Below are 8,193 nucleotides of genomic sequence, written 5' to 3' on the forward strand. Positions count from 1 at the left end.
CATGAGCGCGGCGTCCGCCGTCAATTCGAAGGGTGCCTTCTGGTTTGCAACGTATGAAGGCGGGCTCAGCGGTGAGTAGTTTGTCACGCTGCTCAAGAAGCTGATGTTCAATCGAAAGAAGGCAGTACATCTGATCGTCGACGGATTGCCAGCGCATAAGAAGGCCCTCGTCAAGGACTACGTTGTCAGCACGCAGGGCAAACTGACCTTGCATTTCCTACCCGGTTACGCCCCTGACCTCAATCCAAGATGAGTTGGTATGGAGTCACGTCAAGCGCAACGGTGTCGCGCGGCGCCCTTTGCAAAAAGGCGAAAAACTGGGCCCGCGAATTCACGAGCAGCTTGCACAAATTAGACGCAATCCGAAGCTCGTGCGCTCGTTCTTCAGGCATCCGTCTGTCCGCTATATTTCTGACCTATGAGTAATTGCGGACTTCTGTGCTGGCGTCAGTGCGTCGACGTTGGTCGCCCCGGGTTTCCAGTGCTTTGAACCCTCTGCGGACAATTCCCTGGACGCAACAGACCCCGCATCGCCGCGGGTAATTGAGTCCAAAGCACCCCCGCGCAGGCAATGCATCATAGTTTTTGACGACAAAAAGCAGGTGTGGCTCTGTGTGTGGGGGAGTAGTTTTTGGCGTCAAAATACCTGCGCATCGTCATGCCAATCAGCCGTGCGCAGCCTTGCGCATGCCCAGTGACGGTTGGTGTGCACAACCTTGCGCACGACCTGTGGCGAACGGTGTGCACAGCCTTGCACAGGTTTCGACGACGAACGGTGTGCGCGGTAAGTACCACTTTCGACGACGAAAGTTGCACATCGCTCGCTACTCCCATCCAGCACAGGAGGAGCCCCGCGCGCCACGCTCGAGCGTGACGCTACGAAGCCCCTTGCTTGCAAGTAGTCACTCGGCGCAGTTAAGACCCCAACCTCTTCCGGCGCAGGAGGGCGCTCCCCCCCCTTGCTATCAAGCGCGCTTCGCTTGTGCCGCAGCGTGTGCTGCTTGTGCGTAAGGCTTAGGGCAGAGCCCGCGGACTAGCCGGCGCCTGCGTCGGAGGGCCCAGCGTACGCGGAGTGGGAAGGCGGTTGCACGAGCGGGGGGGGGGGAAGCCTAGCCCGCCTGCAGGCGCCGGCAGGGGGCAGAGACAGGAGCGCGGGCGGACCCTGCGGCGGAACGGGCAATGCTCGAGCGAGGTTAAGGTAGAGCGCCCGTGGCGCGGTATGGCGTCGGGGACGTAGCGAGCGAAGCTAGTAGCGCGCTCCATGCCGCAGTTCAGCCATGACAGACTCCGTCATCGACACCTACGTTTGGCACCCTGGTCCTGCTAAAGGGTATGAAAAAATGTGTTCTATTGTCGCCTTTCTATTTGATGACCCGCGGTGGGGTAAGCGCATCAAGGCCCTTGCCGGACTTACCAAGGGCTAAAGAAAAAAAGCTTAGTTTACATGGTAGTGCTAAGACCCGTGCTTTCCTGCGAAAAGGCAGCCCCGCGGGGCCGATAGTAATGTCAGCTCGAGCTGCTCGCGGAGCTTTGCCGTGTCAGAACTCTATTGTTGATTCGGCGCGGTCTGACACTCGAGTTGCGCCGGAACTTTGCAAAGCGCGGTAGGGCTCGTCGTTCGATAAATGTGTATAGTATCGTCCTATACAAAAATGGTGTCCTCGTGGCCGAAAAAACTGTTTCCGTCAGCTATCGGGTATCGCCCCAATTCAAGCAGCTATTAGAAACTGCAGCTGCAAATGAACGGCGCAGCCAGACCAACATGCTCGAGAAACTTGTTTTCGAGTACTGTCAAGTTCATGGCATTGAAGTGCCGACCTCCCCTGAAGCCTCTACTCCGTTGGAATACCGCCCATGACCGAAGGCGCGTCCCTTGTCATTGACCTGCTCGACTACATCGAGCAAGTCGAAAAACTGAAGTCCAAGCCTCCCTTCAGCATCCCTGCCGAATATTTCGTCGCACACCAGCATGAACTCAAAGGGCTACCGGCCCTAGAGTTCAACCTGCAGGATGCGGATGATGACGTCTGGCTGCGAGTGCCGCGGCTGCAGGAATGTCTCGCTCCCGAACCCGTTGAGCAGCTCAAGCCGTGGATTACCCTGCCCAAGACGCCGGAGAAACAGCCTGAGCTCAAGCAGGAATCGGTAGTCATGGAGGGCAAAAAAGAGGTCTCTCGCGCCAAGCTGAGCGACCATCCTGTGATTACGGGCCTATTCAACGAATACGTCACGAGCCAGTGGGAGCCGTGGGCCGCAGCCGAAAGACCGCGACGGAAGACAATTTCGCGGTACAACCAGCTGTTTTCTCTCCAGCAGGCGATTGCCTCGGACGGAGCCGAAACACCCCTTGAGCTGGTATGGGGGATAGGCTACGCAGCCTGGAAAAAAGAGGATTTCGGTACGCCTGTTCGCTACCCCCTCCTTGTTCAGTCCTGCGAAATCAGCCTGAACCCCACGACCTTTGACATCGAGGTCCGGCCGCGTGACGTAGAGCCTAGGCTGGAGTTGGACTGCTATGCGGAAATGGAGCTGCCCGGCGTGCGGCAGCTTGAGGCGTTCTGGAAAAGTACGTTGGCCAATGGCGCCAATCGGGTGAATCCCTTCGAGGCATCGTCGTACGACGGTGTTCTGAAAGCTGCTGTGGGCCATCTGGACCAAACAGGCTCTTATGAGGCCCGCACGGACGATGTCACCCCTCCTTCGCCCGGAGATAAGCTGCAGGTGACAAACACCTGGGTACTGTTTGCTCGCAAGCGCTCGGGCGATATCTTCATTGAAGACGTTCGTCGCCTGAAGAAGACCATTGAGCGTGCGCCAACGCTGCCTCCGGTCATCCGCGGTTTTGTGGAACGAGGAGAGGACACGGTTCGCGTCCAGCCCTCGCAACCGTTTCGCGGTCTGTCGACCAGTGACGGTGGAGCCGGGACGTTTGAGCTGTACTTCACCGCCGGTCTCTGCCGAAGATTGGGCCGCGGTCCAAGCCCTACTGGAGTGGCGAGGCGAAGCACGCAAGACCCTGGCACGCTGGGGTTCGCTTTCTGCAGAGTTTGGCCTCCCGGCTCCGGCTCCCGGGCTCGAAGAAGGCTTCCGGAGTCTAGTCCAGTGTCAAGCACTCATCCGTGATGTTCGAATATTGGTGTTCGAATATGAAGAGCACCTCCTTGGACGCATCCAAGCCGTCTTTGGCAAGCAGCACGCAGAAGGTGTGTTGAACGGAGGGGCAGCGGCCTTGGTTTCCGTTCGAAACAGCCTATTGGCACATGTCGACAAAGGCCGGCTGGCTTACGCCATGAAGCGTGTTGAAGAGTTGCTGCAGAAGCTCGAGGGTCACTCGGGCCCCATTGTCGAGGACATGCGCTCGTTCCTTGCCAATTCCGTCGGCGATGCTGATGAGGATGAGGGCGTCCAACAAACCGAGTGGCTTGCGCTACAAACCGAACTGTCCCGACTGAACAGCCTGCACTCAGCGCTGGATAAAATTGCCTCTGTTGCAGAGGCGATTGAAAAGGCCGGCGCGCCCAACTGGGCAGACCGTCTTCGGTCCGTTTCTGCGGAGCCGGGGCATGACCCACAGACGCCCGCGAGCTGGCTGGAAGCCTGGAACTGGCGCAAGGCGTGCATGTTCCTGGAGCGCATTGACGGCCACCAACAATTGCGCCGGCTGTTCGACGAACGCCGACAACTCACCGGTGCCCTGGCCAAGACATACCAAGACTTGGTTGCAGAGAAAACATGGCTGGGAGTGTTCAACAATTCTCCGGACAGCATTCGTCAGGCACTGCAGGCCTACCTCAATGCCGTCCAAGCCATGGGCTCCGGCACGGGTGTCCGAGCTATTCGCCATCGAAGGACGGCCCGGGAAGCTATGACGCGGGCGTACCAAGCGGTGCCTTGCTGGGTTTTGCCGCAATGGCGTGTCTCCGAGACCATTCCGCCGGAGGTGGGGCTCTTTGACCTGGTGGTGTGCGACGAAGCCAGCCAAATGGATATCTGGGCGCTCCCTGCACTGCTTCGCGGCAAGAAACTGCTGATTGTCGGGGACCACAAGCAAGTGTCCCCGTCGGCGGTTGGCACTGCAGAGGAGAAAATCAAAGAGTTGAGCACGCGATTTCTTGCGAATCAGCCGCACGGCTCTGAGATGACACCCGATAAGTCGATTTACGACCTGGCGCGCGTGGTGTTCGCCGGCAATTCTGTGATGCTCAAGGAACACTTCCGATGTGTTCCCGCCATCATTGAGTTCTCGAATCGGGAGTTTTATCAGGGGGATATTAAGCCGCTGCGCTTACCCAAGGCCAATGAGCGCCTCGACCCGCCGCTGGTTGACGTCCTGGTCAAGGGTGGTGTTCGCCAAGGGGATGTGAACAAGCCCGAAGCCAAGGCCATTGTCGATGAGATTGAGACCATCCTGAAGGATGCGGAGATGGCGGGCCGTACTATCGGTGTCGTCACCCTACTGGGCGTGGAGCAAGCCGCGTATATCCAGAAACTGGTCTCCGAACGACTCTCGCCGGCCGATATCGTCGAGCGCAAGATTGCTGTAGGGCCGCCGCCGGTCTTCCAGGGGCGGGAACGGGACATCATGCTGGTATCGATGGTGCTGGCGCCGGGCAACCGTGCCGCGGCCTCGAAGGCGGACATGGAGCAGCGATTCAACGTAGCGCTGTCTCGTGCGCGGGACCGGACCTACCTGTTCCGGTCTGTCTCGGAATCGGAGTTCAAGGCGGAAACGCTTAACGCCCGACTCATCCGGCATTTCCGCCAACCCTTTACACAAGACGCTCGCAAGGTGGAGGTCCTTCGTGAGCGCTGCGAGTCTGGGTTCGAGCTGGAAATGTTCGATGCCCTGGTGCAGCGAGGCTATCGTGTCGAGCCGCAGGTCCAATGTGGCGGGTATCGCATTGACTTCGTGGTTGAAGGCAAGGAGGGGAGACGTCTCGCGGTCGAATGCGATGGTGACCAATTCCATGGGCCTGGCCAATGGGGTGACGACATGGCGCGGCAGCGTGTGCTTGAGCGTGCAGGCTGGACGTTCTGGCGTTGCTTTGCCTCGAGCTTCACACGCCGCCGCGAGGAGGTACTGAACGACCTGTGGACTACGCTTGGCCAACTGGGCATCGAACCGCTGGGCACCGAGACAGTAGACAACTCAGTCTGGGTCCACTCGAAGGAAGTGGACCCCTATAACCTGGAAGCCTTGGAAGTCGAGGACCTCTAACCCAGTCAGCCGCCGGTATCTGCAAACGGCCAGCCATCCCCAGTTCCGGGGCTGGCTTTGTGCTCTGTGAGTCTGTCCGCAGGCTTAAGGGTTGCGCTTCGCTTTCGCTTTCTAGGGGCCAGCTTGCCTTCCTGCTCGCTGGGGTTGCACGACATCCCGCTTTGTAGATAGGGCGCTTCATTTGGCAGTTCTTACCGAGCGAAGCAAGACAACCAGCCGGACGGCTTCTGGACTTATTAGCCTTCATGCCCTCATAACTCAACATCGGTCGCTTGGACGGTCAGACTGGGGTGAGCGTTTTCCCGATTGCGATGGCTCGGCTATCGAAGATGGGACAACTTGTTACCCCGTTACCGGTGTTACCTCCGCTGGGTGAATACAGCTGGCGGACGTTCGTTGTCTCAAGAAAATCTTGCTCCAAGCGAGAGAAGACACTAAATGTCTGGTCCGTCTGTGAGAATTCCGCTGCCGGAACGACGCTTTTGGCCGCAGCAGGCCGACGACCAATGCCGCCGGCGATTTGACAGCGATGTTCTCTTGCCCGCGATATTCCACGCGTATGCCTACCTTCTGGCCGAGCCGACCGAGTTCAATGGCGTCCTGCCAACCGGCCTCATAGTCCAGTTCCACTATCGTCACGCCTTCTGTCTCCAGGAGCCTTAGCGCCTCCGCTTTGGTGCCAGCTCGAGCTGTCGCCATTTCGTTCTCCCCACTCACATCCTCGGCGCATATGGGCCACGCCCTGCACCCGCACAATATTGTAATCGCCGGCGGAGCATTGAACCCGATACGCCTCTCCGGCGATTAACATTCACGGGTATGCGGGATGCGGGGGGCGCAAGGGCGAACAACGAGAGAGGTCTGCGGCGTCGCCGCCTCCATGCATTGAATCAATCTATGACTGGTCTACCCTTTCCTGACTGGGCAGAAGAGGACGAAAGGATAGCATTCACAGAGAGGTATTTCAGCGCCTGCTTAATATTATTCAACTGAGCTATATTCACAGAGTTGATGAAAATCCGGCGAAGTGCTGTAGGATATCGAACTGTTATTAATAGACGGAGATTGAAATGGCAACCTACAAGCAACTCATCGCAGAGAAGGAGGCGTTGGAAGCGAAGCTCATCGAAGTTCGTCAAACCGAAGTGGCTGGCGTCATTGAGAAAATCCAGACTTTGATGGCAGAGTATGAGTTGACGGCCGACGACATTGCACCGAAACGTCGCCGTGGCCGCCCGGCGGCCGGCGATAAGCCTAAGGGTGCGGCGAAGGAGAAGGCCTCGCTGCCGCCAAAGTACATGGACCCGAAGACTGGTGCCACCTGGACTGGTCGCGGCCGCGCGCCGGCCTGGCTCGGAAAGAATCGTGACAAGTTTCTTATTGCCGAGTAGGTATAGCGTGATGTGACAGACGCCAGTTCTCGGCGTGCTTGGGCGCTGCCCGCTATAGGCACCCTCAACAATTTTTGTTATCCTGATTTGAGCGCTAGTGACGAAAGCAGAATACTTCGGACGATGCGCTATTCACGAAAAACCTTGGACTAGTCCATATGGCAACTAAACCTACCGCGAAGACTGTAACCAAAGCAGCCTCTAAGGCTGCCGCCAAGAGGGCTGCTCCCGTGAAGGCTGCGGCAAAGAAGGCAGCTGTGGCCGCGCCGGCGGCTAAGCCGTTGAAGGAGACATTCAACAAGTCGAGTCTCCTCGCCCACCTGGTCGCGCAAACCGAACTGGAAGCGAAGACGGTCAAGACCGTGTTGGCTCATCTGGAAAACACCATTGTCAGCGCCCTGCACAAGAAAGGCGCAGGCGAATTTACGCTGCCGGGCCTGCTGAAGGTCACTGCCACTCAGGTGGCGGCGACGAAGAAACGCTTCGGAAAAAATCCGTTCACCGGGGAGGACCAATGGTTCGCAGCGAAGCCGGCAACCGTCAAGGTCAAGGTTCGCCCGCTGAAGAAGCTGAAGGACGCGGCGCTGTAACTTGCGTATAGGGCCAATAAAAAAGGAACCTGGGAAGGCTAGCCGTTAGCAAGAAGTGTTGAAAAACTGAGGAAACCGCCCCTCGGGTCCTTGCCCAGCCTCGGGCGACTCGCCAACGGCTGCCGACGAATTCTCCGGCAGCCCTCGTCGCGGGTCGGCCCAGACCCGCGAGAGCCCATCCATGCCGGATGAGAAGAAGTCCATGTCCTCTGCTTCTACGCAGCGCGTGAAGCGGCTGGTAATCTCGAGTCTACGGCTGCTCAGGTGTCGTTGACTGTTTCCTGCTCCGCCGGAATGTAAATTTCAAGTAACTCACAGTCCTCCGACCACCCGACGACTGTGTGGCGAATGCCCGGTGGTTGAACCCAGCATGAGCCGGCGGTCAGCCTTTGCAAACCAATATTTTCGAAGTCGGTTTCGAGCCAACCATTCAGGCAGTACACCATCTGGAACTGCAAGTTGTGGTGATGCCGAACGCTGAACTCGGGCCGGTACGGCGCTATCATGCGGATGACATGTGCTCGCGCGAGCCCGTTCGTTGCCGCCGCTACGCCGAGGTCCCGATAGGCCGAGTAGCCCCGCAGACCGCCGGTCTTGAAGTCGGCCTCGCTGAGGTGGCTGACGACGAAGTGCTGGCCTCCAACCGGAAGTGGTTGCTCCATTCTTCTTCTCCAAATGTCTGGCAATCAACGTAAGCACCGCTTTCAAGATTAGAAGTGCCAGAGCCACGGGTCCAGCTTGGATTGGTGTGCAGCGTGCGCCAGCGCTCACTCTACATCTGGTCTTACCAGCCGCTGCACCGCGCGCAACGGCCGCTTGTGCTGGTCGGATAATTAGTGTGGGGTACCGAACGAAAAAAGCGCGGAGCCAGCTCTATAGCTGGCTCCGCGTTTCAACACTTTTTGTTAACGGCTAGCCTTACATTCCGCACGTCGAGAACACAATTTGACGCGAATTTCGTTGCTAGCCTGGCGTCCGAAAGGCGTGCTCTGAG

6 protein-coding genes and 2 pseudogenes are annotated in these 8,193 nt (G+C 58.1%); 6 read left to right on the forward strand and 2 right to left on the reverse strand.

Going from position 1 to position 8,193, the window contains the following annotated elements; translation table 11 throughout:
• The 4 genes and pseudogenes from ACGLHR_RS49540 to ACGLHR_RS49555 form a co-directional block, all read left to right on the forward strand.
• Positions 1-422: pseudogene (locus tag ACGLHR_RS49540) on the forward strand (transposase); the annotation flags it as partial.
• 1,241 nt (positions 423-1,663) lie between these two features.
• Complete coding sequence (locus ACGLHR_RS49545) at positions 1,664-1,858, forward strand: hypothetical protein (protein WP_400103206.1); 195 nt, start codon at positions 1,664-1,666, stop codon at positions 1,856-1,858.
• Complete coding sequence (locus ACGLHR_RS49550) at positions 1,855-3,123, forward strand: hypothetical protein (RefSeq protein WP_400103208.1); 1,269 nt, start codon at positions 1,855-1,857, stop codon at positions 3,121-3,123. The genes ACGLHR_RS49545 and ACGLHR_RS49550 overlap by 4 nt, the downstream gene beginning before the upstream one ends.
• 13 nt (positions 3,124-3,136) lie before the next feature.
• Complete coding sequence (locus ACGLHR_RS49555) at positions 3,137-5,218, forward strand: AAA domain-containing protein (protein WP_400103210.1); 2,082 nt, start codon at positions 3,137-3,139, stop codon at positions 5,216-5,218.
• A 459-nt stretch (positions 5,219-5,677) separates the two neighbouring features.
• On the opposite strand, the pseudogene ACGLHR_RS49560 reads toward ACGLHR_RS49555, so the two are convergent.
• Positions 5,678-5,917 (reverse strand): annotated as a pseudogene (locus ACGLHR_RS49560) (PHA-granule associated protein 4); the annotation flags it as partial.
• Positions 5,918-6,288: 371 nt separating this feature from the next.
• On the opposite strand from ACGLHR_RS49560, the gene ACGLHR_RS49565 reads away from it, so the two are divergent.
• Both ACGLHR_RS49565 and ACGLHR_RS49570 read left to right on the forward strand, forming a co-directional pair.
• Positions 6,289-6,609: an H-NS histone family protein gene (locus ACGLHR_RS49565; RefSeq protein ID WP_400103212.1), complete on the forward strand. Its 321-nt coding sequence runs from the start codon at positions 6,289-6,291 to the stop codon at positions 6,607-6,609.
• Positions 6,610-6,767: 158 nt separating this feature from the next.
• Positions 6,768-7,199 (forward strand): HU family DNA-binding protein, encoded by a 432-nt coding sequence (locus tag ACGLHR_RS49570; RefSeq protein ID WP_400103214.1) that lies wholly within the window; start codon positions 6,768-6,770, stop codon positions 7,197-7,199.
• A gap of 260 nt (positions 7,200-7,459) precedes the next feature.
• Here the strand turns inward: ACGLHR_RS49570 and ACGLHR_RS49575 are convergent, their stop codons facing one another.
• Complete coding sequence (locus tag ACGLHR_RS49575; RefSeq protein ID WP_400103216.1) at positions 7,460-7,861, reverse strand: cupin domain-containing protein; 402 nt, start codon at positions 7,859-7,861, stop codon at positions 7,460-7,462.
• Positions 7,862-8,193 lie beyond the last annotated feature (332 nt).

Source organism: Cupriavidus sp. CuC1, assembly GCF_044627735.1.
GTDB classification, from domain to species: Bacteria; Pseudomonadota; Gammaproteobacteria; order Burkholderiales; family Burkholderiaceae; genus Cupriavidus; species Cupriavidus ulmosensis.